23 protein-coding genes are annotated in these 24,125 nt (G+C 60.7%); 14 read left to right on the top strand and 9 right to left on the bottom strand.

Annotation, left to right across the window (positions count from 1 at the left end; all coding sequences use genetic code 11):
- Nucleotides 1-226: 226 nt before the first annotated feature.
- Nucleotides 227-1,504 (bottom strand): hypothetical protein, encoded by a 1,278-nt coding sequence (locus tag PO883_RS29925; RefSeq protein WP_289313013.1) that lies wholly within the window; start codon nucleotides 1,502-1,504, stop codon nucleotides 227-229.
- A gap of 144 nt (nucleotides 1,505-1,648) precedes the next feature.
- Here PO883_RS29925 and PO883_RS29930 point away from each other — a divergent pair, with 144 nt between their 5' ends.
- Entirely contained in the window at nucleotides 1,649-1,849 is a 201-nt protein-coding gene (locus tag PO883_RS29930) for a hypothetical protein (RefSeq protein ID WP_289313014.1), read from the top strand.
- Here the strand turns inward: PO883_RS29930 and PO883_RS29935 are convergent.
- The 3 genes from PO883_RS29935 to glmS all read right to left on the bottom strand — a co-directional run bounded on the left by PO883_RS29935 (nucleotide 1,846) and on the right by glmS (nucleotide 4,411).
- The gene (locus tag PO883_RS29935) at nucleotides 1,846-2,247 is read right to left on the bottom strand and encodes a thioredoxin family protein (protein ID WP_289313015.1); all 402 of its coding nucleotides are present in this window, start codon (nucleotides 2,245-2,247) and stop codon (nucleotides 1,846-1,848) included. The two genes, PO883_RS29930 and PO883_RS29935, sit on opposite strands and share 4 nt — an antisense overlap.
- Nucleotides 2,244-2,417 carry a hypothetical protein gene (locus PO883_RS29940; protein ID WP_289313016.1) on the bottom strand — a complete coding sequence of 58 codons (174 nt, stop codon included), beginning with the start codon at nucleotides 2,415-2,417 and terminating at the stop codon, nucleotides 2,244-2,246. The genes PO883_RS29935 and PO883_RS29940 overlap by 4 nt, the downstream gene beginning before the upstream one ends.
- A 164-nt stretch (nucleotides 2,418-2,581) precedes the next feature.
- Nucleotides 2,582-4,411, bottom strand: a complete 1,830-nt coding sequence (gene glmS, locus PO883_RS29945) for a glutamine--fructose-6-phosphate transaminase (isomerizing) (protein ID WP_289313017.1) — start codon at nucleotides 4,409-4,411, stop codon at nucleotides 2,582-2,584.
- Between the two features lie 162 nt (nucleotides 4,412-4,573).
- Here glmS and PO883_RS29950 point away from each other — a divergent pair, with 162 nt between their 5' ends.
- The 3 genes from PO883_RS29950 to PO883_RS29960 all read left to right on the top strand — a co-directional run bounded on the left by PO883_RS29950 (nucleotide 4,574) and on the right by PO883_RS29960 (nucleotide 7,112).
- Nucleotides 4,574-5,041, top strand: coding sequence for an Lrp/AsnC family transcriptional regulator (locus PO883_RS29950; protein WP_289313018.1), 468 nt, complete (start codon nucleotides 4,574-4,576; stop codon nucleotides 5,039-5,041).
- Between the two features lie 107 nt (nucleotides 5,042-5,148).
- On the top strand, nucleotides 5,149-5,919 hold the full coding sequence (locus tag PO883_RS29955; RefSeq protein ID WP_289313019.1) for an ABC transporter ATP-binding protein: 771 nt from the start codon (nucleotides 5,149-5,151) through the stop codon (nucleotides 5,917-5,919).
- Nucleotides 5,916-7,112 carry an ABC transporter permease gene (locus PO883_RS29960; RefSeq protein ID WP_289313020.1) on the top strand — a complete coding sequence of 399 codons (1,197 nt, stop codon included), beginning with the start codon at nucleotides 5,916-5,918 and terminating at the stop codon, nucleotides 7,110-7,112. The genes PO883_RS29955 and PO883_RS29960 overlap by 4 nt, the downstream gene beginning before the upstream one ends.
- A gap of 227 nt (nucleotides 7,113-7,339) precedes the next feature.
- Here the strand turns inward: PO883_RS29960 and glmU are convergent, their stop codons facing one another.
- Entirely contained in the window at nucleotides 7,340-8,716 is a 1,377-nt protein-coding gene (gene glmU, locus PO883_RS29965; protein WP_289313021.1) for a bifunctional UDP-N-acetylglucosamine diphosphorylase/glucosamine-1-phosphate N-acetyltransferase GlmU, read from the bottom strand.
- Between the two features lie 27 nt (nucleotides 8,717-8,743).
- Between glmU and PO883_RS29970 the strand changes: the two genes are divergently transcribed.
- From PO883_RS29970 to PO883_RS29995, 6 genes are all read left to right on the top strand, one after another.
- Nucleotides 8,744-9,640, top strand: a complete 897-nt coding sequence (locus PO883_RS29970; RefSeq protein ID WP_289313022.1) for a DUF6279 family lipoprotein — start codon at nucleotides 8,744-8,746, stop codon at nucleotides 9,638-9,640.
- Nucleotides 9,641-9,913: 273 nt separating this feature from the next.
- Nucleotides 9,914-10,558 carry a 16S rRNA (guanine(966)-N(2))-methyltransferase RsmD gene (gene rsmD / locus PO883_RS29975; RefSeq protein WP_289313023.1) on the top strand — a complete coding sequence of 215 codons (645 nt, stop codon included), beginning with the start codon at nucleotides 9,914-9,916 and terminating at the stop codon, nucleotides 10,556-10,558.
- A 120-nt stretch (nucleotides 10,559-10,678) separates the two neighbouring features.
- On the top strand, nucleotides 10,679-11,176 hold the full coding sequence (gene coaD, locus PO883_RS29980; protein ID WP_054265447.1) for a pantetheine-phosphate adenylyltransferase: 498 nt from the start codon (nucleotides 10,679-10,681) through the stop codon (nucleotides 11,174-11,176).
- Between the two features lie 14 nt (nucleotides 11,177-11,190).
- On the top strand, nucleotides 11,191-11,466 hold the full coding sequence (locus PO883_RS29985) for a YfhL family 4Fe-4S dicluster ferredoxin (protein WP_289313024.1): 276 nt from the start codon (nucleotides 11,191-11,193) through the stop codon (nucleotides 11,464-11,466).
- Nucleotides 11,467-11,765: 299 nt separating this feature from the next.
- Entirely contained in the window at nucleotides 11,766-11,888 is a 123-nt protein-coding gene (locus PO883_RS29990; protein ID WP_289313025.1) for a hypothetical protein, read from the top strand.
- Between the two features lie 19 nt (nucleotides 11,889-11,907).
- Nucleotides 11,908-12,504: a chalcone isomerase family protein gene (locus PO883_RS29995; protein ID WP_289313026.1), complete on the top strand. Its 597-nt coding sequence runs from the start codon at nucleotides 11,908-11,910 to the stop codon at nucleotides 12,502-12,504.
- A gap of 85 nt (nucleotides 12,505-12,589) precedes the next feature.
- Here PO883_RS29995 and PO883_RS30000 read toward each other — a convergent pair whose 3' ends face one another.
- A complete protein-coding gene (locus tag PO883_RS30000; RefSeq protein WP_289313027.1) occupies nucleotides 12,590-12,877 on the bottom strand; it encodes a hypothetical protein in 288 nt (95 codons plus the stop codon).
- A 144-nt stretch (nucleotides 12,878-13,021) separates the two neighbouring features.
- Here PO883_RS30000 and PO883_RS30005 point away from each other — a divergent pair, with 144 nt between their 5' ends.
- Nucleotides 13,022-13,972 (top strand): LysR family transcriptional regulator, encoded by a 951-nt coding sequence (locus tag PO883_RS30005; protein ID WP_167091198.1) that lies wholly within the window; start codon nucleotides 13,022-13,024, stop codon nucleotides 13,970-13,972.
- Nucleotides 13,973-14,155: 183 nt separating this feature from the next.
- On the opposite strand, the gene PO883_RS30010 is transcribed toward PO883_RS30005, so the two are convergent.
- Together PO883_RS30010 and PO883_RS30015 are read right to left on the bottom strand one after the other, a co-directional pair.
- Nucleotides 14,156-15,718: a methyl-accepting chemotaxis protein gene (locus PO883_RS30010; RefSeq protein WP_289313028.1), complete on the bottom strand. Its 1,563-nt coding sequence runs from the start codon at nucleotides 15,716-15,718 to the stop codon at nucleotides 14,156-14,158.
- A gap of 130 nt (nucleotides 15,719-15,848) precedes the next feature.
- Complete coding sequence (locus PO883_RS30015) at nucleotides 15,849-16,304, bottom strand: Lrp/AsnC ligand binding domain-containing protein (RefSeq protein WP_167091204.1); 456 nt, start codon at nucleotides 16,302-16,304, stop codon at nucleotides 15,849-15,851.
- A 218-nt stretch (nucleotides 16,305-16,522) separates the two neighbouring features.
- Between PO883_RS30015 and putA the strand changes: the two genes are divergently transcribed.
- Entirely contained in the window at nucleotides 16,523-20,170 is a 3,648-nt protein-coding gene (putA, locus tag PO883_RS30020) for a trifunctional transcriptional regulator/proline dehydrogenase/L-glutamate gamma-semialdehyde dehydrogenase (RefSeq protein WP_289313029.1), read from the top strand.
- A 35-nt stretch (nucleotides 20,171-20,205) separates the two neighbouring features.
- Nucleotides 20,206-21,321, top strand: a complete 1,116-nt coding sequence (ald, locus tag PO883_RS30025) for an alanine dehydrogenase (RefSeq protein ID WP_289313030.1) — start codon at nucleotides 20,206-20,208, stop codon at nucleotides 21,319-21,321.
- Here ald and PO883_RS30030 read toward each other — a convergent pair.
- The gene (locus PO883_RS30030) at nucleotides 21,291-22,103 is read right to left on the bottom strand and encodes a 5'-methylthioadenosine/adenosylhomocysteine nucleosidase (RefSeq protein WP_289313031.1); all 813 of its coding nucleotides are present in this window, start codon (nucleotides 22,101-22,103) and stop codon (nucleotides 21,291-21,293) included. The two genes, ald and PO883_RS30030, sit on opposite strands and share 31 nt — an antisense overlap.
- A 974-nt stretch (nucleotides 22,104-23,077) precedes the next feature.
- Here PO883_RS30030 and PO883_RS30035 point away from each other — a divergent pair.
- The gene (locus tag PO883_RS30035) at nucleotides 23,078-24,115 is read left to right on the top strand and encodes a nitronate monooxygenase family protein (RefSeq protein ID WP_289313032.1); all 1,038 of its coding nucleotides are present in this window, start codon (nucleotides 23,078-23,080) and stop codon (nucleotides 24,113-24,115) included.
- Nucleotides 24,116-24,125: the final 10 nt, after the last annotated feature.

The raw sequence follows: 24,125 nt of genomic DNA on the forward strand, positions 1-24,125 counted from the left end.
CTTACGGGCGGGCTTGCCGATATGAGCCGTCATTTGCATTTAGCGTGAGCAGACGGTGGTGGAATACGAGCCGGAGCCATCGATTGCAAGCTCGTTTGCAGATAGTGTGAGCATGCGACGTCCGTCATTTGCAGTTAATTCGAGCCGAAACGGGCGTCGAATGCAAGCACGGCCGGTTTCAAACGCGAGCCGTTACACCGAGTTTGTTCGCCGAAAGTCCCTCGACTTACCCCTCCATGCGTGCCTCGTCGTCGAGGTAGATGAGGTATTCAATGACGGCATTCATTTGCTCCGAGATCAGATCATCGAGGCTCTGGAAGCACGCCTGCCGACCGTCGATCATATGCCTGAGCGCGGTCTCCATCGGGCCCCACTCATCCTGGTCATAGCGCACGCTGCCAAAACGTCCATCGCGATCGAAGAACAAGTGCGTATAGACGTTCGAATCATGGCAAAACTGGCCGAATACGAAGAAGTTTGCATTGAGGAATGCAATCTCGTCGGCGGAGAAATCGTTGTCAAACTCCGGGCGCCCGCCCCAAAGCTGATCAATCATGTGAACGATTCCTCCGAACAACCGCAGTCCGTCCTCGCCGTGGCCGTACAAGGTCAGGGCCCCCCACTCGTCCTGCACCTTGAAACTGCCATGGTCGAGATACAGCTCCCGTAAAGCGGCAGGTGCCATGCAGTCCCAATTTTTTTCATGGGTCATCAAATCGGACAGTGCCACTGGCCATACCTCGATCTCAAAGTCGCTGTCCGCCAAAGGGCTTTGCTGCGCAACCTGCAGCTCCTCCGCGAAGGCACGGAACCTGTCCAATGCGCTCTCCCACGTTTCGCCCGGGCCACCTTTGCTCAACACCTCGGCCGGCTTGCTCGCTTGATAGGCTAGGTACGCCGGATCCTCCAGAAATGCGACCAGTTCGGGATCGTCTATCCGTATTTCAGGGAACTTGCGGGCCTTGAACGTCAGTTCATCCAGGCTCTCAAAAAATCGGATTTGATACCGATCAGGCTCGCTGCGATACCCGGCTAGAAATACGATAGCGCGCAGCACGTAGCTCGAGACAAAAGGGTCGTCCACTTCGTCATTGCTTGCAGTGAGCGCGAAACAGCGCTCCATCCATTCCACCGCCGCGTCTGCATCTCTCCGTTCCAAGGCGAGCGTTGCAAGCTGCCTTAAGGCGCGGCGGGCGACTTGGAGCGTGATGGGGTGTTCATTCGCGCAGTCCTCTTCGTCAATGGGAAAGCGGTCAAGGACCGCATGACAGGTCGCACTCAACGCGTCAGTCATCTGAAGCTGACGGAGGCACTTGAGCTTTTGCTGGAAGTAGCCGCCCCATGCATCGTGGTATTTTGCCGACGGCGTGCTGTCGAGGGACAACGTATCAAGCAGAGGAGAGGCCTTCTCAGCCGATGCGAGGCTTGCCGCGTAGTCTCGATTGCCAGCCTCTAAACGGGCTTCGCGGAGGAAACTATTTATTGATTTGAGCGAGTCGTTCATACGTGAATCCCCCTTACCCATGCGTTGACTCAGCGGATCGCGGACGTGCGCATTCGGCTGAGTCGATTATATTCGGACAGAAAAACTGGTTGGCAATGAGCCGGATTACGGCCCATTGGTCAGAAATTTCGATGCGCATCTTCATTGAAAGAATCCTTAAATGGTGATGATGCCATTCCCATCGATGCCGCAGCCAATCTGCACACCGTTCATCTTGCAAACGCAGCGGCTACCCAAGACCACAGGGCCGCGTTAAGCGGTACCAATATTGATCGCACCGTTGGGTTCGCCAAGAAATACCCGACCCCAGGCACGGAGGCGGAGCGAGATACCGACGAGACCTAAAGTGCCCAGTCAACGGTCATCAGGCGCGTACGTATATTTGGCGGAATAGTTTGGTCGATGCGCTCTGACTGCGACAGTAAATCTTCTAGAGCCGCTACGGTCAAATCGCTAACGATAACCGCATGGGTCAGGTCTCGACCCGAATAGCTGAGCAGGAGTGGCAGATCCTCTGGAATAAAGTCATCTACAAACTCGGCATGTTCCTCCAAATCGAGCCAGAGCCAAATATCCTTCAGGTTAGCCTGGTGCGCCGCTAAAGACTCGAAGACCGGGCGGAGCGTTCGGCAGCTCTGACACCAATTTTCTGCACCAATGATCAACACCAAGCGGCTCGTTGGCACCGATAGGCGCGCCGCAATCACAGCTGCGTCGGTCCATGGGTCGAACCGAGCACTCATGCTTGAAGCCTTTCGGTAATTAGTTCATGAAGCTGGTTTGTTGCGATGCGCTGCTGTGATGGCGTGGCCAAAACGTTGATTTGCACGACGGACTGAGCCGCATTTACCATCTGCGCTGCCAAAACGCGAATCGCTTGAAATGGGATGACCTTAACGATTTTACGGTGCATTATTGACTTCTGCCGGTAGATCTTTCAGTAACGAAGATCCACTGGCAGCGATTTATTGAAGACGTTGTAAGGGCAGCGTCAGCGGCGGGAAGAAGCGACTAACTTTATTGCTTTAAGACTGACTTTATTTGTTCTAGTCATTTGAGTCAGCACGCCAGCTGCTTTTACTCCACCGTCACCGACTTGGCCAGATTACGCGGCTTGTCCACATCCGTCCCCTTGGCCAGCGCGGTGTGATACGCCAGCAATTGCAGCGCCACAACGTGCAGGATCGGCGACAGCAAACCGTAGTGTTCCGGCAAACGAATCACATGCAAGCCATCGCCCGAGGTGATGCGCGAATCGACGTCGGCGAACACATACAGCTGGCCGCCGCGGGCGCGTACTTCCTGCATGTTCGATTTCAGCTTTTCCAGCAGCGCATCGTTCGGTGCGATCGTGACGACCGGCATTTCATCGGTCACCAGCGCCAGCGGACCATGCTTGAGTTCGCCCGCAGGATACGCTTCGGCGTGGATGTACGAAATTTCCTTGAGCTTCAAGGCACCTTCCAGAGCGATCGGATAGTGCATGCCGCGGCCGAGGAACAGCGCATTATCCTTGCGCGCAAAGTCGTCGGCCCAGGCGATGATCTGCGGTTCCAGCGCCAGCACTGCGGAAATGGCCACCGGCAGGTGACGCATTTCTTTCAGGTAGGTCGCTTCTTCTTCGTCGCTCAAGCGGCCATTGACTTGCGCCAGGGTCAGGGTCAGCAGGAACAGCGCGGCCAGCTGGGTGGTGAAGGCCTTGGTCGATGCCACGCCCACTTCCACGCCGGCGCGGGTGATGTACGACAGCGCGCATTCACGCACCATGGCGCTGGTCGCCACGTTGCAGATGGTCAGGGTGTGCACCATGCCCAGGCTGCGCGCATGCTTGAGCGCGGCCAGGGTGTCGGCCGTTTCGCCGCTTTGCGAAATCGTCACCACCAGGGTGTTCGGATGCGGCACGCTGTCGCGGTAGCGGTATTCGCTGGCGATCTCGACCTGGACCGGGACCTTGGCCACCGATTCCATCCAGTACTTGGCGGTCAGGCCCGAGTAGTAGCTGGTGCCGCACGCCAGAATCAGCACGCGGTCGATCTGCTTGAAGACCTTGAACGCATTGTCGCCGAACAGTTCCGGCATGATGCCGGTGACGCCTTCGAGCGTGTCGCCGATGACGCGCGGCTGCTCGAAGATTTCTTTCTGCATGTAGTGACGGTACGGGCCCAGCTCGGCCGCGCCGGTGTGCGCGTGCACGGTCTTGACTTCGCGCAGGACCGGCTTGCCGTCGACGTCGACGACCCAGACCTTGGACAGTTGCAGGTCGACCACGTCGCCTTCTTCCAGGTAGATGATCTGGTCGGTGGTGCCGGCCAGCGCCATGGCGTCGGAGGCGACGAAGTTCTCGCCCTGGCCGACGCCGACGATCAGCGGCGAACCCTGGCGCGCGGCAACCACGCGGTGCGGCTCTTCGCGGCTGAACACGGCAATCGCGTAGGCGCCAGTCAGGCGCTTGACGGCCAGCTGGACGGTCTCGAACAGGTCGCCGCTATACATGTGGTCGACCAGGTGGGCGATGACTTCGGTATCGGTCTGGCTCTGGAACACGTAGCCGAGCGCGGTCAGTTCGGCGCGCAGTTCGTCGTGGTTTTCGATGATGCCGTTATGGACCAGGGCGATGCGGGCGTTCTCTTCGGTTGGCGAAAAGTGCGGGTGCGCATTGTGCGATGCCGGCGCGCCGTGCGTGGCCCAGCGCGTGTGGGCGATGCCGGTGAAGCCTTGCAGGCCGGCGCCGGCGATCTGGGTTTCCAGGTCGGCCACGCGCGAGGTGCTGCGCGAACGCTGCAACTTGCCGTCGACGTGCAGTGCGACGCCGCACGAGTCGTAGCCGCGGTACTCAAGCCGCTTCAAGCCCTCGACCAGGATGGGAGTGATGTTGCGTTGTGCTACTGCTCCGACGATACCGCACATGATGACCTCGATGTGAAAATGAATGAATGCGCAGATCGTAGTTGAGCTACCATGAAATATGCTTTCTAATTTGCTACTATATTGAGTAATTATTTCATCACTCATGAGACATGAATTTATATTTCATTTATCGACCATTTTCTTTGCTGATCGCTAAAATCCATGACCGCTAATGATCTCGACGACGTCGACCGTCGCATTTTGAATATCCTCCAGCTTGACGCATCGCATACCAATGCGAAGCTGGCCGAGCTGGTCCACGTGTCGCCACCAACTTGCCTGCGCCGGGTGAAGTACATGACCGAGGGCGGCGTCATCGAGCGTCAGGTGGCCATCGTGGCGCCGGAAAAGGTGGGCGCGCGCCTGACCGCCATCGTCGAGATCACGCTCGATGTGCAGGCCGCCGAGCGCATGGACGAGTTCGAGCAGCATGTGGCGGCCGAAGCGGCCGTGCTGCAATGCTACCGGGTCGCCCCGGGGCCGGATTTCGTGCTCATCGTCCAGGTCGCCGACATGCCCGCCTACCACGCCCTGGCGCACCGCCTGTTCGCCACACGCACCAATGTGCGCAACGTGAAAGCCTATTTTTCCACCTTCCGCAGCAAGTTCGAGACCCGCATCGCCGTCTGATTATTGCCTTTGAGCAATCTCAACGGCGGCCCGGCGGAAACAGGTTCTACTCGAAGCTGCTGGGCGTCCTGGTGGACGCCGGGCGCGACGATGCGGGAGGTGGAGCGATGAATGACATCCTGGAACACGCTGGGCCGGCGCCCAAGCCGCATGGCGACCTGGTGCGCCTGACGGGCGTGCACAAGTATTACGGGGGCGGGCTGTCCGCCGTGCATGCCCTCGATGGCGTCAACCTGCAGGTGGGCATGGCGGACATGGTGGCCATTTGCGGTCCCGCCGGCAGCGGCAAGACCACCTTGCTGAACCTGATCGGCATGCTCGAATATGCCAACGAAGGCAGTGTCGTGATCGCCAACCTGCTGATCGCCCGCCTGCCCGAACAAGCCCGCGCCGACTTGCGCAACGAAATGATGGGCTTCGTGTTCCAGGCCTTTACCCTGATCCCGGTGCTGACCGCGCACGAAAACGTGCTGCTGCCGCTGCTGTTGCGCGGCCGCCTGGCGCACAAGGACTTGCACGCCGCCCATGCGCGCGCCGACGAGCTGCTCGGCCTGCTTGGCCTGGCGACCCACGCCAACACCTTTCCGGCGCGGCTCGATCCCAGCCAGAGCCAGCGCGTGGCGATTGCGCGGGCCCTGCTGGCCAAGCCGCGCCTGGTGCTGGCCGACGAGCCCACCTCGCGCCTGGACAGCGCCTGCATCCGCCTGGTGATGGATTTGTTCTCCCAGCAGCAGCACGAGCACGGCACCGCCTTCATCGTCTCGACCCGCGACCAGCGCCAGCTCAACCGCGTCACGCGCACGCTGCAACTGCACGACGGCCGCCTGCACGCCGTGCTGGCCGATGCCGGCCGCGAACCTTTCCGGGTCCAGCTATGAGCCCGTACCGGCTGGCCCTGCGCACCCTGCTGCTGGGGCGCGCGCGCAGCGTGCTGGCGATCGTCCTGATCGGGGCCAGCCTGTGCGTGCTCGACCTATTTGCGGGCAATATCGCCAGTACCCGCGCCGGCATCGCGTACCAGGCCGTGATCCGCGAACGGATGGGCCACCTGAGCGTTGTGGCCGCCGCTTCCGGCGGCGATGCGCGCCTGTTCGGCCCGGACGAAGCGGAGCGCACGCGCTCCGTGCTGGCGCGTGTGAAGGGCATCGCACTGGTGGTGCCGGAAATCGGCGTGGCCGGGATCGCCGCCACCAGCGGGCACTCGGTCACGTTCGCGGGGCAGGGCCTGCGCGTGCCCGACGAGCCGCTGGTGCCGGGCCTGCAAGGGGCGCCGGGCACGCTGCAATCGCTGGTCGGCAATGGCATCGCCATCAGCCAGGCCAAGGCCCGTGCGCTCGCCTTGCGGGTCGGCAGCGCGCTGACGCTCACCGCGGCGGTGGCCGACGCCGCGCCCAGGCAAGTCATTGCCCAGGTGGTCGATGTGTACGCGCTGCCCGGCCGCGACGATCACGTCCCTTCGCTGCTGATGCCGCTGGAACTGGCGCAGGACTTGCTCAATACCGACAGAACCGAGCGCTTCGTGGTGTTCCTGTCCGACCCGGCCCAGCTGGAACTGCAGCGCACGGCGGTGGCAGCGGCGCTGCGCAAGGCGGGCGTCGGCGCCGAGGTGCGCACCTGGCAGGAATTGTCGCTGGCCTATATGCGGGCGCGCAGCGCATCCGACCTGGCGTTCGACAGCATTGCCGGGATGGTGTTTGCGGTCATTGCGGCGACCATTGCCGCCACCATGTCGATCAACGCGCTGGAACGGCGGCGCGAAGTGGCCACCTTGCGCGCGCTGGGCATGCGCAGCCATTCAGTATTCCTGATGCTGGTGACCGAAGCGCTGGGCATGGCGGTGGCGGGCGTGGCTGTCAGCCTGATTGCGAGCGGGGTGATTGCGTGGATCATCAACAGGGTGACCGTGCAGGCGGAAACGCAGCGCGCGTTTGCCACGCCGATGCCGGTGGAGCTGGATGTGAACCGGATGCTGATGGCGGTGGTGACTGTGCTGGCGGTCGCCTTGATGGCGGCGCTGGTGCCGGCGTTCAAGGCGGCACGCGCGAATGTGGCGACGGCGCTGGCGGCCTGAAGCTTGCCGCTGGCCTGGAAAGCCTGAAGCTCGCCGCAAGCCTGGAAACCCTGAAGCTCGCCGCTTGCCTGAACACCTTGGAGCTCGCCGCTTGCCTGGACACCCTGGAGCTCGCCGCTTGCCTGAAAACCGTCGCTCCCGCGCGAGGCGGGAGCACAAGTACTCACTGCCGCTTGCCATCTCTCGCGCGCACGGTTCTCGCCTCGCGGGAGCGAGGCGGATAAACCTTACTTCTTGACCTTCACCGGACGCGTCCAGTTCTCAATGGTCATCTGCCTGGCGCGCGAAATGGTCAGCTTGCCGGCTGGCGCATCTTTCGACAGCGTGGTACCGGCGCCCAGGGTCGCACCCTTGCCGACGGTAACCGGCGCGATCAGCTGGCTGTCGCTGCCAATGAACGCATCATCTTCAATCACGGTACGGAACTTGTTGGCGCCGTCATAATTGCACGTGATCGTCCCCGCGCCGATATTGACGCGCGAACCGACCGTCGCATCGCCCACATAGGCCAGATGGTTGGCCTTGCTGTGCGCCGCGATCTGACTGTTCTTGATCTCGACAAAGTTACCGATGTGCACATCCTCCGCCAGCTCGGTGCCCGGACGCAAGCGTGCATACGGCCCGATCACCGACTTGGCGCCTACCACCGCATCTTCAATATGACAGAACGGTTTGATATTGGTTCCCGCCGCGATGCGCGCATTGACCAGCACATTGTGCGCACCCACGTTCACGCCATCGCCCAGCTCCACGCGGCCTTCGAACACGCAACCGACATCGATGGTCACATCGCGCCCGCAAATCAGTTCGCCACGCACATCGATGCGGGCCGGGTCGAGCAGGGTCACGCCTTTTTCCAGCAGCGCGTTGGCGATATTGAGCTGGTGACGACGCTCCAGCTCGGCCAGCTGCACCTTGCTATTGACGCCAGCAACTTCCCACTCGGCCGAGGGATTTGCCGACACCACCGGCACGCCGTCCAGCACGGCCTGGGCCACGATATCGGTCAGGTAATACTCGCCCTGCGCGTTATTGTTCGACAGCGAACCGAGCCACTTTTTCAGGTGACGGGTCGGCGCGACCATGATGCCGCTGTTGATTTCACAGATCGCGCGTTCGGCTTCGCTGGCATCTTTTTCCTCGACGATGCGGGTAATCGTGCCGCCTTCGCGCACGATGCGGCCCAGGCCGAACGGATTGGCCTGCACCACGGTCAGGATGCCGAGCTTGTCGGTGCCGGCCGCGTCGACCAGGCGCTTGAGCGAGGCCACGGTGGTCAGCGGCACGTCGCCGTACAGGATCAGGGTCGGGGCATCTTCATCGAGCTGGGGCACGGCCTGGCTGACCGCATGGCCGGTGCCGAGCTGCGGCTCTTGCAAGGCGGTATCGATGGCGGCATGGCCCGTGCTGTCCTGGCGTTTCAGCATCTCGGGCACCGCTGCGCCGCCGTGGCCGTAAATAACGCATAATTTGCTCGGTGCAAGTGCCCTTGCCGTATCGATCACATGCTGCAAGAGGGGTTTTCCCGCCAGCGGGTGCAGCACTTTCGGCAGCGCGGACTGCATGCGCTTTCCCATGCCAGCGGCAAGAATCACTACGTTCATAAGCGTTCGTTCAAAAAGAGTTAATAAATGAAAAAGTTTAACACGCAGGAACCACTTTCCCAGCGCTTTCGCGTTCTTTGCCTGGTGGCAATCATGGCCGTGCTGAGCGCGTGCAGCGGCATCAAACTGGCCTACAACCAGGGCGACACTCTGCTGTACTGGTGGCTCGATGCGTATGTCGATCTCGATTCGGAGCAGGCGCCGGAGGTCAAGCAAGATATCAAGGAACTGTTCAAATGGCATCGCCAGACCCAGTTGAAGGATTACATCCACATCCTCACTAATGCCCAGCGCCAACTTGCAGGCAACCTGAGCAAGGCTGACCTGGACGCCGATTACCGCGACATCATGAACCGCACCGAATTGCTGGCGCTGAAAGCCTTGCCGGAACTGACCGACCTGGCGCTCACCATCAAGCCGGAGCAGCTGGCGCACCTGGAAAAGAAATTCAACAAGAACAATGAGACCTTCCGCAAGAAGTTCATCCGCGGCACGGTGGACGAGTTGCAGGAGCAACGTTTCAAGCGAACGATGGAGCAGTTCGATTTGTGGTTCGGCGACTTCAGCCGCGATCAGGAAGCGCTGTTGCGCAAGGCCTCCGATACGCGTCCGCTGAACAACCAGATCTGGCTCGACGAGCGCTTGCGGCGCCAGCAAAAGATCCTGACGGTGCTGCGCAAGATCGACAAGGAAAACCTGAGCAAGGAGGCGGCCGCGCCGCTGGTGCAGGGTGTGATCAAGGATATGCTGGCGCGCATGCAAAGCCCCGAGCACAAGCAGTTCCTGGATGCCTATACGGATAGCACGATGCAGATGGTCCTGGTGGCGGTGAAGATCGCCACGCCCGAGCAGAAAGCCCATGCGCAAAAACGCATGCAGGGATGGATCACCGACTTCAACGCCCTGGCCGCCGACACCAGGTAAGCCGCTTCTCGCGCCGTTGCCCCCTGGCAGCGGCGCGCCTTACACCGCCGCACCGTCACACCGTCCCCGTCGCACCATCACACCATCACGCCGTCATCCCGCCGCAACGTCACCCCGTCATCCCGTCATCCCGTCATCCCGTCACCCCGTCGCACCGTCGCACCGTCGCATCGTCGCACCCGCGCAGGCGGGTGCCCAAGTTCCCCAGCGCCCGCCGCAACGCCTTCCACCCCCGTGATATAGTGCGCCGGATCAGCAATCCCCCTCATCGCCATGCAAAAGAAACCCGCCAAAGTCCCGGTGCACCGTCCGCCGCCTCCGAAACAAGTCCGCATCATCGGCGGCGCCTGGAAGCGCTCGACGCTGCCCGTGCTCGACGCGCTCGGCCTGCGTCCCACCCCGGACCGGGTGCGCGAAACGGTGTTTAACTGGATCAACCACCTGTGGGACGCCAACTGGACCGGAGCCGACGTCCTCGACCTGTTCGCCGGCAGCGGCGCCTTGGGTTTCGAGGCCGCCAGCCGGGGCGCGCGCTCGGTGACCATGATCGACAGCCACACGCCCGTGGTGCGCCAGCTCGGCGATGTCAAGATCAAGCTCAAGGCCGACAACGTCCAGGTCGTCCGCGGCGACGCCCTGGCCAGCGCGCAGAACATGGCGCTGCGCGGCCAGCGCTACCAGCTGGTGTTCCTCGACCCGCCTTACCAGCAAAACCTGCTCGAGCGCAGCCTGCCACTGACCGCCGGCCTGCTCGCCGAAGACGGCCTTGTATATGCCGAATCCGGCGCACCGCTGCCGTTTGAACCGGAAGACGGCAGCGCCGTGCCCGACTGGCTCGCGCCGTGGGAAGCGGTGCGTAATGACAAGGCCGGCATCGTCTTCTATTACCTGCTCAAGCTGCGCAAAACGGCAGCGTAAACGCAATCGGCCAGCGCTTTGTTCGGCCGCGATCCTCCCCGTGGTATGCCGCTATGGGGACCGCGCATGAATTTCAGGCATAATGCGCGTTCTATATTGGTGCATCTCTAGGGAGCCGCAATGGTTGTAGCCGTTTATCCAGGAACCTTTGACCCGCTCACGCGCGGCCATGAGGATTTGGTGCGCCGTGCGTCCGGGCTGTTCGACAGCCTGATCGTGGGCGTAGCCGACAGCAAGAACAAACGCCCGTTTTTCTCGCTGGACGAACGCCTGGAAATTGCCAACGAGGTGCTGGGCCATTATCCGAACGTGCGGGTCGAGAGTTTCTCGGGCCTGCTCAAGGATTTCGTGCGCAAGCATGACGCCCGCGTCATCGTGCGCGGCTTGCGTGCCGTGTCCGACTTCGAATACGAGTTCCAGATGGCCGGCATGAACCGCTACCTGCTGCCGGACGTCGAAACCCTGTTCCTGACCCCGTCCGACCAGTATCAGTTCATCTCCGGCACCATCGTGCGCGAAATTGCGATGCTGGGGGGCGATGTCTCCAAGTTCGTGTTTCCCTCGGTCGACCGCTGGCTGCAAAAGAAGATCGCCACCATGGCGCCGCCTTCCGAATAAATAGCGGAGCAATCATGGCCTTACTGATTACCGACGACTGCATCAACTGCGACGTGTGCGAGCCCGAGTGCCCGAACGATGCCATCTACATGGGCGCCGAGATCTACGAGATCGACCCCAACAAATGCACGGAATGCGTCGGCCACTTCGATGAACCGCAATGCCAGCAAGTGTGTCCGGTCAGTTGCATCCCGTTCAACCCGGCCTGGCGCGAGACGCCGGAAGAGTTGCGCGCCAAATACGAGCGCCTCACTGCCGGCAAGGATGCGCCAGCCGCGCCACTCCCCTGACAACCTCCCGCCGAACCACGCGGCGGGGCGGCAAGGCCGGCGGACAGCCTCCGGCCCATCCCCATCAAGAATTACTAAATTGTAAATTCATGTGCCTTTAGAGCCACGATTTTGTCTTGATATCATCATCATATGGCCCGTCTAAAATGCCTTCGGGGCAATTTTTTGGGGAAAAATAATGGTATATTTACCTAGTCACTTAGTTCGCCTACATTAAATTTTCCTCGCAGCGCACATCCCGGCATCATCTCGACCGTACGTAAAGACTATAATACCCGCCGCGTAAATACGATGGCGCTATGGCCTTGTCTACCGTCATGCCCGCTGCCACGTTGAAGGAAGATGCGGGCGTGCCGGTCGACGCACCTGGTGCCGGCAAGCCGCAGGCCGGCATGAACGTTTTACATGCGGAACAAAAATAGATTAATCACTGGAGACACCATGATCGCAATGAACCGTTTCACTTTCAAAGGCTTGCTGGCAGGGATAGTCCTCGCTTGCGCCTTCGGCCAGGGTGCCTCCGCGGCGGAGATCAGCGGCATCAAGCTGGACGATACTGTCAAGATCGCTGGCAAGGAACTCAAGCTCAACGGCTACGGGATGCGCCAGAAGTTCGTGGCGAAGGTGTATGTCACCTCGCTGTACCTGCCGGAAAAGAGCAAATCCTTCCCTGAGATCATGAAGATGGATGGCCCGCGCCGGGTCGCCATCGTGCTGATGCGCGACCTGTCCTCGGATGATTTCGGCGACGCCTTCATGAACGGCCTGAACAACAACCTCAACAACGAGGAAAAATCCAAGATCGTGTCGCAGATCAGCAAGTTCGGCGAAATGTTTGGCCTCTTGCAAGGATTGAAGAAGGGTGACGTGCTGCACCTGGACTGGATTCCCGGCACCGGCACCCAGTGCGAGTTCAATGGCAAGAAAATCGGCGAAGTCGTCCCCGACATCTTGTTCTACAACGCCATCTTGCGCATCTGGATGGGCGAACGCCCGGTCGATTCGAGCTTGAAGACAGCCCTGCTCTCGGGGAAATAAGTTCCCTGCTCAATAAAAAAGCGGCGCTCGGTCATTTACCGGCGCCGCTTTTTTTTGTGCAGCCGCTGGCGCGGCGGGCCAACGCTCAAGAACGGGCGGCCATGGCGCGCAGTTCCGCCGTCAGGCTGGCGTTGCCGGAAGAAGAATTGGTCATCCGTTGCAGCACTTTGGCGTTGCGCATATTGCGGCGGGCGGCCAGCTGGTCCTTGCTCAGGCGCGGATTGGCCACCAGCACCAGCGCGCGGAAGATGCCGACCAGCAAAGGCTTGAAGAACAGGGCCAGCGCAGCGATCGCCAGCACCAGGCCCACGCTGCGCACCAGCGGCATCAGCGAAAAGGCGGTGGCGCCCATGGTTTGCAGCAAAATAGACATGATGTTGAAATCGCAGTAGCAGTTGTTATGTGTCAACTATAGTGCAACGCAACATATAAATCCAATTCCAATATCCAATACCAATTATATTAATGGTGAATGGAATGCGGTATGATACCTAATCGCCAACTTTTCTGAATCATCATGAGCTTTCTGACCCTGGACCTGAACCTGCTGCGCGTGTTCGACGCGGTGATGACCGAGCAAAACCTGACGCGCGCGGCGGGCCACCTGGCCATGACGCAACCGGCGGTATCGAACGCGATCAAGCGCTTGCGCGAGAGTCTGGGCGACGAATTGCTCATCCGCACAGCCTACGGCGTCAAGCCGACGCCGCGCGCCGAGTCGCTGTGGCCGGCCGTGCGCCAGGCCCTGGCCGGGCTGGAAGCGGCTGTCACCCCGGAAACCTTCGACGTATCCAAGGCGCATGCGACCTTCCGCATGGCTATGGCGGACGCGACGGCGGCATTCTGGCTGCCCTCGCTGATGCGTTCGATCGAGAGCGAAGCGCCGGGCGTGAACGTGCGCATGGTGCCGCTGACGACGCGCGAGCCGCGTCCGATGCTGCTGCGCGGCGATATCGACCTGGCGGTGGGTTTCTTCCCTGGCGTGGCCGCGCAGCTGTCGAGCGACACCAGTTCGCCGATCCGCCATGAGCGGCTGTATTCCGGGCATTACGTGTGCGTGATGCGCAAGAATCATCCGCTGGCCAAGGTGGAGCTGGGGATGGAAAATTACTGCGCGGCGAATCACCTGCTGGTCAGTTTTTCGGGGCGCGCGCATGGCCTGGTGGACGAAGCGCTGGCGCAGCTGGGGCGCGAGCGGCGCATTTTGCTGACCGTGAACCAGTTCTTCACGGCGGGGAGGGTGGTGGCCAATTCGGATTTGATTACCGTGCTGCCGAAGCACCTGATCGCATCGACGGGGATGACCGATGCGCTGGTGTGGCGCGAGCTGCCGTTCAGTTTGCCGGCGGTGCACCTCGACATGCTCTGGCACGAACGCGACGCCCGCAGCCCCGCGCATAAATGGCTGCGCAAGCACCTGGAGGGGATGAATACGACGACCTTGAGGGCGGTGGCGAATAGCGATTGAGTAGAGTCGCCCCAAAACTTCGTCGTTCCCGGCCTTGGCGGCCCCCTTGGCGGGAACCCAAGTTTGCGGAGCCGCCGGTTACGTTATGAACTTGGGTTGTCGTGGGGGCGCCTAGCCCTGCGCGGGAAGACGGTTTTGGGGTTAGCGATGGTTTGAGAGTTAGCCGGTCTCGAAAATCGCTGCCTACTTGGCCGCCGACCGGTAACCAACCCGGAACCCGCCCCAATGCTTCCCATCCACATAAATCGGCACCGACAAGTCGTGCATGACTTCCCCGGTATCGCGCTTGTACGTCTGCAGCAAGAACGGCTTGGTATTCGATCCGCAGCGCGACCCGGTGCGGTCGTTGAAAATCCGCTTGGTCCGGTTGTTCACCATATCCACATCGTAATCGCCGGTGAGCGGCTGTGAAAACTTCTTGTTGTGGGTCGGGAAGTAGCCATGATTATCGACCGCCCCCGCATACGCCAGCTGCGGCATGCTCGCCAATAGAGCTTCCTGCAAGGCCGGCAGCACGCGGTCGGTAAACGCGTCGAACTTCGTATTGTGCTTGGGCGGATCGGTATTCGGAATCGGCTTGTAACGGCGGTCGAACAGCGCCTCATGGCTGATCTGGCCCGCCTTGAGCGCCGCACTGAACAACTGCCCGACGTCGACCGCCGCCCGCTGCGCCGCTATCCGGATCGGATCGTGCGACGTCTCCAGCATGGACTCACCCATCGCGCCCGCAATCGACTCCGCCTTCTCGGCCAGCGCCATCGCCGAACCGGTCGCGCGCGGCAACTCCGCATTGGTCGACAACATGCTGTCGCGGATCTGTGTCAGCGCGCGGGAAATGCCGCGCGTGGTTTCCACATGGGTGCGCGCCGCCCCCGCAATCTGCCCGATTTCCGATTCCGACACGCCAGAAGACCGTTCAATATTGCCCAGGAAACCGTGAACCCGCTCCACATTGCCTGCCGCATCGTCCACCAGCGTGGCCAGCGTGGCCATGCCCACGCTGGCCGTGGCCGCCTGTTCGTTAATCGCGCGCACCATCATGCTGATCTCCCCGGCAGCCTCGCGGGTGCGATGCGCCAGTTGCCGCACTTCACTAGCGACGACCGCAAAGCCGCGCCCATGCTCGCCGGCGCGCGCCGCTTCGATCGCGGCATTGAGCGCCAGCAGGTTGGTACGCGCGGAAATTTCGGTGATGACGTCGGTAAAACCGGTGATGGCCTTGGACTTTTCCTGCAGCGCGCTCATGGTGCTGGCCGCCTGCTGGGCGTCGACCCGGGCGCCGCTGATGCGCTTGAGCCCCTCGGCCACCTCGGCACGCCCGGCCACGCTTTCGCTGCGCACTTCGGCGGCCACCTTGGCGGCGCGCTCGGCATTGACGGCGATCTGCTCGGTCGTGTGCGCCACTTCCTCGGCGCTGGCGACGATGCCGACCGCCGTCTGCACGTCTTTTTCGATCTTTTTCTTGACCGAGTCGACAAAATACGAGGTTTCGGCGGCGCCGATCATGATGTCGTCGATGGAGTGACCGACCACGGCGATAAACTCCTGGCGATGGCCGCCATTATCCTTCTGTTGCAGAAGCAGGAAGATCGCCAGGCTGACCACGCCGGACACGGCAGCGGCGGACACGGGCCCCAGCACGGGACCGGCCGCCAGGCCAAGCAGGAACACGGCGAGAACACCGCCGCCGGCAGCGCCGCAGCAGCCGAGCGCGAGCCGCCCCAACGTCGAATGAAGTTGTTTCATGTGTTCCCTTGGCCACCGCTGGCGCGCTGAGTATCCCGCTATCCGAGATTCACAACCTACAGCATAAGCAGGGCAAGCTCAATGCATTTGCAACACAATGTGTCCAAAGAAAAACATTTCCACCAAGTGCTTATTTGATCGGCAGTTTGGTGGTATTTTTCACTTCTTCCATGACGGCGTAGGTGTGGGTCTCGCGCACGCCCTTCTGGAGCAAGGTTTTGCCGAGGAATTCGCGATATGCCGCCATGTCCTTGACGCGCGCCTTGACCAGATAGTCGAAGCCGCCGGCCACCATGTGGCATTCGAGCACTTCAGGAATGACTTGTACGCTATTCTTGAAGGCATCGAAGACTTCGGGGGTGGTGCGGTCGAGCACCACTTCTATGAAAACGAGCAAGGAAACGTCGAGCAACTGGGGGTTGAGCTGGGCCGTGTAGCCCATGATGTAGCCGGACTCGTGCAGCTTGCGCACCCGCTCCAGGCAAGCCGCCGGCGACAGGTTCACCCGCGCCGCCAGTTCCACGTTGCTGATCCGGCCGTCGCTTTGCAGTTCCGACAGAATTTTCTTGCTAATCTTGTCCAGCATTCGAGATCTCCGCAATAAATTTTATTTGGTGAAATTGTCTCACCAAAAACTATCTATTGCTAGTCTTCTGTAATACCAGAATTAATCCAGAAGATTTCACTCTACAATCGAATCATCTTTTCGCGCACTTCCAGCGTGGCTTGCCTTCACGGAAAAGCCGCGCCGGAGCTGCGCGGTGTTGTCTTTCCGATTCGTCTAATCCTAGTAAAGAGTTCTCAATGCAAACTGCCGCTGCTTCGGCCACATCCTTCGTTCCCTTCTCTGCGCTGCTGGCCGAAATCAAACCAGACCAGACGCCGTTGCGCGCCGCCATCACCGCCGCTTACCGCCGCGATGAAGCCGAGGCCGTCGCCTGGCTGCTCGGACAGGGCAACAACGCCCATCCGGACGCGCACGCGCTGGCGCACCGCCTGGTCTCGGCCGTGCGCGAAAAACGCACGCGTTCATCCGGCGTCGACGCGCTGATGCATGAATTCTCGCTGTCTTCGGAAGAAGGTGTCGCACTGATGTGCTTGGCCGAAGCGCTGCTGCGTATTCCCGACAAGCAAACCGCCGACCGCCTGATTGCCGACAAGATCAGCAAGGGCGACTGGGGCAAACACCTGGGCGAATCGCCTTCGCTGTTCGTCAACGCCGCCACCTGGGGTTTGCTGATCACTGGCAAGCTGGTCAGCACCAGCAGCGAAACCGGGCTCGGCTCGGCGTTGACCAAACTGATCGGCAAAGGCGGCGAGCCGCTGATCCGCAAGGGCGTGGACCTGGCCATGCGCATGCTGGGTAACCAGTTCGTGACCGGCCAGACCATCGGCGAAGCGATCAAGAACAGCCGCGACAACGAGCAGCGCGGCTACCGCTATTCCTACGACATGCTGGGCGAAGCGGCCCTGACCGAAGCGGATGCGAAAAATTATTACGCCTCGTACGAAACGGCGATCCATGCGATCGGCAAGGCATCAAACGGACGCGGCATCAAGGATGGTCCGGGCATTTCGGTCAAGCTGTCGGCCCTGCATCCGCGTTATAGCCGCGCACAGCATGCGCGCATGATGAGCGAACTGCTGCCGCGCGTGCGCAGCCTGGTCTTGCTGGCCAAGCAGTACAACATCGGCATCAATATCGATGCGGAAGAAGCCGACCGCCTGGAAATTTCGCTCGACATGATGGAAGCGATGGCGTTCGATCCGGAACTGGCCGGTTTCGAGGGCATCGGCTTCGTGGTGCAGGCCTACCAGAAGCGCTGCCCGTTCGTGATCGATTACCTGATCGACCTGGCGCGCCGCAGCGGCCGCAAATTCATGGTGCGGCTGGTGAAAGGCGCGTATTGGGATGCTGAAATCAAGCGCGCGCAAGTCGACGGCATGCCCGGTTATCCGGTCTATACGCGCAAGGTGTACACCGATGTGTCTTACCTGACCTGCGCCAAAAAACTGCTGGGTGCGAGCGGCTTGCTGTACCCGCAATTTGCCACCCACAATGCGCACAGCCTGTCGGTGATTTATACCTGGGCGCAGCAGGATGGCATCACCGATTATGAATTCCAGTGCCTGCACGGCATGGGCGAAACGCTGTACGACCAGGTCGTCGGCAAAGCCAATCTGGATAAGCCGTGCCGCATTTATGCGCCGGTCGGTTCGCACGAAACGCTGCTCGCCTACCTGGTGCGCCGGCTGCTGGAAAACGGCGCCAATTCCTCGTTCGTGAACCAGATCGTCGATGAAAAAGTGAAGATCGAGTCGCTCATCGCCGATCCGTTCGAGGCATCGCGCACGCAGGGCGGCGTGCCGCATCCGGGCATTGCCTTGCCGCTTGCCCTGTTCAATGCGGAGCGCAAGAATTCGGCCGGCCTCGACCTGACCAACGAAGATGTGCTGCGTAATATCGGCACCGCATTGGCACAGCCGCGCAACTACCACGCCGCGCCATTGATCGCCGGCCCCGTGGTGGCCGGCACGCCTGCGTCGATTCGCAATCCGGCGCTGCATGCCGACGTGGTTGGCAAGGTGAGCGACGCCAGTAGCGCCGATGTGGAAACGGCGCTGCACAGCGCCAGCAATTACGCCATGGACTGGCAAACCACGGGGCCGACCGCGCGTGCCGCGATGCTCGCGCGGGTGGCCGATCTGTTTGAAGAAAACTACCCGGAACTGATGGCGCTGGCCATTCGCGAAGCCGGCAAATCGCTGCCGAATGCGATAGCCGAAATCCGCGAGGCGGTCGATTTCCTGCGCTATTACGCAGCCCAGGTGCACGGTACGCAGCAGGTGCTGGCACTCGGTCCGGTCACCTGCATCAGCCCGTGGAATTTCCCGCTCGCGATCTTTACCGGCCAGGTGGCGGCGGCGCTTGCGGCCGGCAACGTGGTGCTGGCTAAACCGGCGGAACAAACGCCGCTGATCGCTTATCGCGCGGTGCAGCTGTTCCATGAAGCGGGGATTCCGGCAGCCGCCCTGCAGTTTCTGCCGGGCCGCGGCGAAGTGGTTGGCGCCGGCCTGACGCTTGACGCGCGCGTCAAGGGCGTGATTTTCACTGGTTCGACCGAAGTGGCGCAGCTGATCAACCGCACCCTGGCGGCGCGCTCGGTCAAGGAAGCCTGCGATATTGCCTTGATCGCCGAAACGGGTGGCCAGAATGCGCTGATCGTCGATTCCTCTGCCTTGCCGGAACAGGTGGTGCAGGATGTGATGACGTCGGCGTTCGATAGCGCCGGCCAGCGTTGCTCGGCTTTGCGGGTGTTGTTCCTGCAACAGGAAATCGCCGATAAAACCATCAAGATGCTCAAGGGCGCGATGCAGGAATTGCGCGTTGGCGTGCCCGATCGCCTGGCCACCGATATCGGCCCGGTGATCGATGCGGAAGCGCAGCAAAACCTGCTGCGCCATATCGAACGCATGAAGCCAACCGCAAAAAGCTATTTTGCGCTGGAGGTGCCGGCGGCAGTGGCGGCCCAAGGCACCTTCGTGGCGCCGACCGTGCTCGAAATCGGCTCCTTGTCGGAACTCAAGCACGAGGTATTCGGTCCGGTCTTGCACATCATCCGCTATCGCCGCGCCGATTTGCCGAAGCTGATCGATTCGATCAATGCCACCGGTTTTGGCCTGACGCTGGGCGTCCATTCACGCATCGATGAAACGATCGATTTCATCAGCTCGCGCGCGCATGTGGGCAATATCTACGTGAACCGCAATATCGTCGGCGCCGTGGTCGGCGTGCAGCCGTTCGGCGGCGAAGGCCAGTCCGGAACCGGCCCGAAAGCGGGCGGTCCGCTTTACCTCAAGCGCCTGCAGCGGGCGGCGCCAGCACTGCTGCAGCATGAACGCCAGGCCACGCCGGGCCTCGATGCCTTGCTGGTGTGGGCCAAAGCCCACGGCCACGCGCACGTGGCGACCCTGGCCGAGGAATACATGCGTACTACGCTGGCCGGCACCAGCCTGACTTTGCCGGGCCCGACCGGCGAACGCAACGACTTGTCGTTTGCCCCGCGCGGCGCTATTTTGTGTGCGGCGGCAACGCTTGGCGTGTTGCTCAATCAATTGGCGGCTTGCCTGGCAACAGGTAACCAGGCGCTTGTGCTGGCGCGCGCGAAGGAAGTCATTCCCGAAGGCTTGCCGCCGGAAGTGGCGGACCGTATCACCTTTGTGAACGGGGCCGATACGGCGCAATGCCAGTTCCAGATTGCCTTGGTGGAAGCGTCGCTGGGAGCCGAATTGTGGCCCGTGCTGGCAAGCCGCCAGGGAGCGATTGTCGGCGTGATCGATACCTCGGAAGAAGGTGCGATTGCGCTGTGGCGCATGGTGGCCGAGCGCGCACTGTGCGTTAATACCACTGCGGCTGGCGGAAACGCGAGCCTGATGACCTTAGGTCTGTAATGATCTAAATATATAACTACCCCTTGGAGGATGACATGATTGTAGGCGTTCCAAAAGAGATCAAGAATCACGAATACCGGGTAGGCTTGACACCGCCGAGCGTGCGCGAATTAAGCTCGCGCGGGCATCAGGTACTGGTTCAGAAAAATGCGGGCGCTGAGATCGGCTTATCCGATGAGCAGTATGTCGCCGCTGGTGCGAGCATGGTCGACGACGCGAAAGAGATTTTCGCGCGCGCCGACATGATCGTCAAAGTCAAGGAACCGCAGCCGGTCGAATGCGCGATGCTGCGCGACGGCCAGATACTGTACACCTATCTGCACCTGGCGCCGGATCCGGAGCAGACGGCGGCGCTGGTGAAATCGGGCGCCATTTGCATCGCGTACGAAACCATCACCGGCGCCGGCGGCGGTTTGCCGCTGCTCGCTCCCATGAGCGAAGTGGCGGGGCGCATGGCGATCCAGGCTGGCGCCGCGCATCTGGAAAAATCCAAGGGCGGCATGGGATTGCTGCTCGGCGGCGTACCTGGCGTGGCGGCCGGCCACGTGGTGATTATCGGGGCGGGCGTGGTTGGTACCAATGCGCTGCAAATGGCGGTCGGTACCGGCGCGCGGGTGACGGTGCTCGACAAGAGCATCGACCGCCTGCGCCAGCTCGACCTGGTATTCGGCAACCGCATTTCGACCCAGTATTCGAATGCCCAGTCGATCGAGGAAGCGGTGCTGTCGGCCGACCTGGTGATCGGCGGCGTGCTGGTGCCGGGTGCGGCGGCGCCCAAGCTGGTCACGCGCGCGATGATTTCGAAGATGAAGGCGGGCGCGGTGGTGGTCGACGTGGCGATCGACCAGGGCGGCTGTTTTGAAACCTCGCATGCAACCACGCATGCCGATCCGACCTATATCGTCGACGGCGTGGTGCATTACTGCGTGGCGAACATGCCGGGTGCGGTGGCGCGCACGTCGACCTTTGCCTTGAATAACGCGACCATCGGCCACGCGGTGGCGCTGGCGGAAAAGGGCTGGAAAAAAGCCCTGGCCGACGACCTGCATCTGAAAAACGGCCTGAATGTCTGCAAAGGCAAGGTCACTTACGCGGCGATTGCCCAGGCGCTCGGCTACGACTACACCCCGGCCGACTCCCTGCTGGCTTGAGACGGACGGCTTTTCAGGTCGGCGCAGAAACGCGTGACGATATGAAAAGCATAACGGGAGGCGACTGATTTCACGAAACGCATGAAATCGGTCGCCGCCTCTTCATTCGCGTTATCCGAAATCGTCCGGATCACCGCAAACGGAATGCCCAGCTCGAAACATACCTGGGCCACTGCCGCTCCTTCCATTTCCACCGCCAGCAAGCCTGGCAGCGCCCCGTTCAACTGCGCCAGGTGCGCGCGTTTGCTGATGAACTGATCGCCGCTGGCAATCAGGCCGCGGTGCACCCGTGGCCGCTCCAGGCCGAATTCGGCGCGTTCCACCTCGTCGATCACCGTCTCGAAGTCCTTGTCGAGGAAATCCAGTGCCGCGCTGGCAACACGCTGGCTCATCTGCAAATCCGACTGGAAATGCGACAAGCCGGTCAGCGGCACCTCGAAACGCGGAAACAGCGGGCTGGCATCCATGTCGTACTGGACCAGCGATTCGGCCACCACGATGTCGCCCACCTTCACGCCCGCATCCCCGGCGCCGGCAACGCCGGTGAAGAGGATGTGGGTAACTCCGTACTTTTCCACAAGCGTGGTCGCGGTCATGGCGGCAGCAACCTTCCCAATCCGCGACAGGACGCACACAGCGTCGATGCCAGCGACTTGTCCTGATGCGTAGTTGCGCATGCCATGGATGAGCGTGGCGGGGCCTTGCATGGCTTCCACGAGCCCTTCCTGTTCTTCGTGCAAGGCACTAATGATGCCTAAACGTATGTTTTTGCCTGAATTCATGCTTTGCAGAACCTTTTTGTTGAACGTGCATGTGGGTAAGTCGTGAGTTTTCCACAAGGATAAACCGTTCTACGTGCACTGCAAGCTTCGGAAGGCGCGCAGAAGGCCGCCAGCGTCGATTTCTGCAGACAGTCCCGGCTTGCGGTCCAACGGCGCTGCGATGGCCTTGGCGGTGCCTTCAGGAGCTTCTGCTCGCTTCGGCGGTTCTGCGCTTTTGCCAGGATCAGGCTGTCAACGCTTGTTTTTCAGGGTTTTGAGGCTTTTGGAGGACTTAGCTGTGGATGACTTCGAGGTTATGCACCGCTTTGCCGGGGTTTAGGGTTTTATATAAGTAGTATGTATACAAATTTAGTAGTGATAGTAAACGGCGGTTTTGTGTGGATAAGTTCGATTTTATCAACAGGATCAGTCGCTTACGTCTCGAAAAAGTCGCTGGAAAAGACCTGTATCTTCGAAGGATGACTGTTGGACAAAAATTTGCCTGTGAACAAAGTCGATGGTTTTGCACATCTCATCCTGTGGATATCCATCGACTTGTCCACAAGTGCTGCCAGGAAGCTCAGCCGTTCGCGGCTTTTTTTTCGTCTTCAGAAAAGTGCTTCACACGTTTTTGTGGGCGATTCTTTTTTTTTGGAAACTTTCGACTTTTGTTCAGCAAAGAAATTTTTTTGATTTCGGGGGCCTTCTTTTTTTTGGTTTTCGTTTTTCAAAGGTCTTGATGGTTTACCTAAAAAAGTTAAATATAGATTTAGTAGTAGTTGTTAACAGGTGCACATTTCTGTGGATAATGGCAAAATCCTGCACGAAATCAGGAGCTTGCACGAGGTATAAGTCGGTGATCAGCTCTGTATCCGGCTGGTACCAATTTGGGACAAATTTTGGCTTGTGCATAAAGTCGCGTTTGTCCACAAACGGTGCCTGTGGATATCCATAGAGTTATCAACAGGTCATTTGGCGCTTTTTCAGGAGGTGGTATGGAGTTGCACGCGTTGTTCAAGTTTCCGATTCTGCAAGGTCCGATGGCTGGGGGCGCCAGCCGGGCCGAATTGGTGGCCGCAGTGTCGAATTCGGGCGGCTTGGGTTGCCTGGCGGGATCATTGTTATCGCCAGCGGCGCTGCGCGACGAGGTGGGCCGGCTGCGGGCGATGACCGATCAGCCGTTTCTGCTCAATTTGTTTGTTCTTCAGACTCCCACACCCAGCGCGGACGAGGTCAACGCCGCCGCTGAGCTGCTGCGCCCGGTCTGGGAAAGCCTTGGTTGGGACAAATTACCCGTGCCGGCCCAGTGGTGCCACGATTTCAACGCCCAGTTCGACGCCTTGATCGACCTGCGTCCGGCTGCGGCCAGTTTTACGTTCGGCATATTGACGCCGTCCCAGGTCGAGCGTTTGCATGACGCCGGCATGTACGTCATGGGCACGGTCACCACCGTGGAGGAAGCATTGGCCTGGGAAAACGTGGGCGCCGATGCCGTGATCGCTTCCGGGATCGAGTCGGGCGGTCATCGCGGCACCTTTCTTGGCCCGCAGGAAGACGCCACCCTGGGTGGAAAAGCACTCTGGCCCCAGGTTGCCGAGGCCGTCAAGATTCCAATGATCGCCGCCGGCGGCATCATGACCGGGGTCGATATCGCCGAAGCACTGGCGCTGGGTGCGCAGGCGGTTCAGATGGGCAGCGCGTTCCTGGTGACCGACGAATCCGGCATCCACCCCGCCTACAAACAGCGGCTGGTCGAGGCGCGCGAGACGCCCACCCGCCTGACCCGCGCTTTCAGCGGCCGCTACGCGCGTGGCCTGGAAAACACCTTCATGCGCAAGATGGAAAGTGTCGAAAAGCAAGTTCCAGCGTATCCTGTCCAAAATGCACTGACCACAGGCATACGCGCAGCCGCAGCCGAACGCGGCGATACCGAACTGATGTCGCTCTGGGCGGGTGCTGAAATCCGCCGGGCGCGGCCGATGCCGGTAGCGAAACTGATGCAAATGCTGGTGGCCGAGATGCGTACAAACTAAAAACGAGACG

The sequence above is a fragment of the Massilia sp. DJPM01 genome, from assembly GCF_030348125.1.
Lineage (GTDB): Bacteria > Pseudomonadota > Gammaproteobacteria > Burkholderiales > Burkholderiaceae_D > Telluria_A > Telluria_A frigida.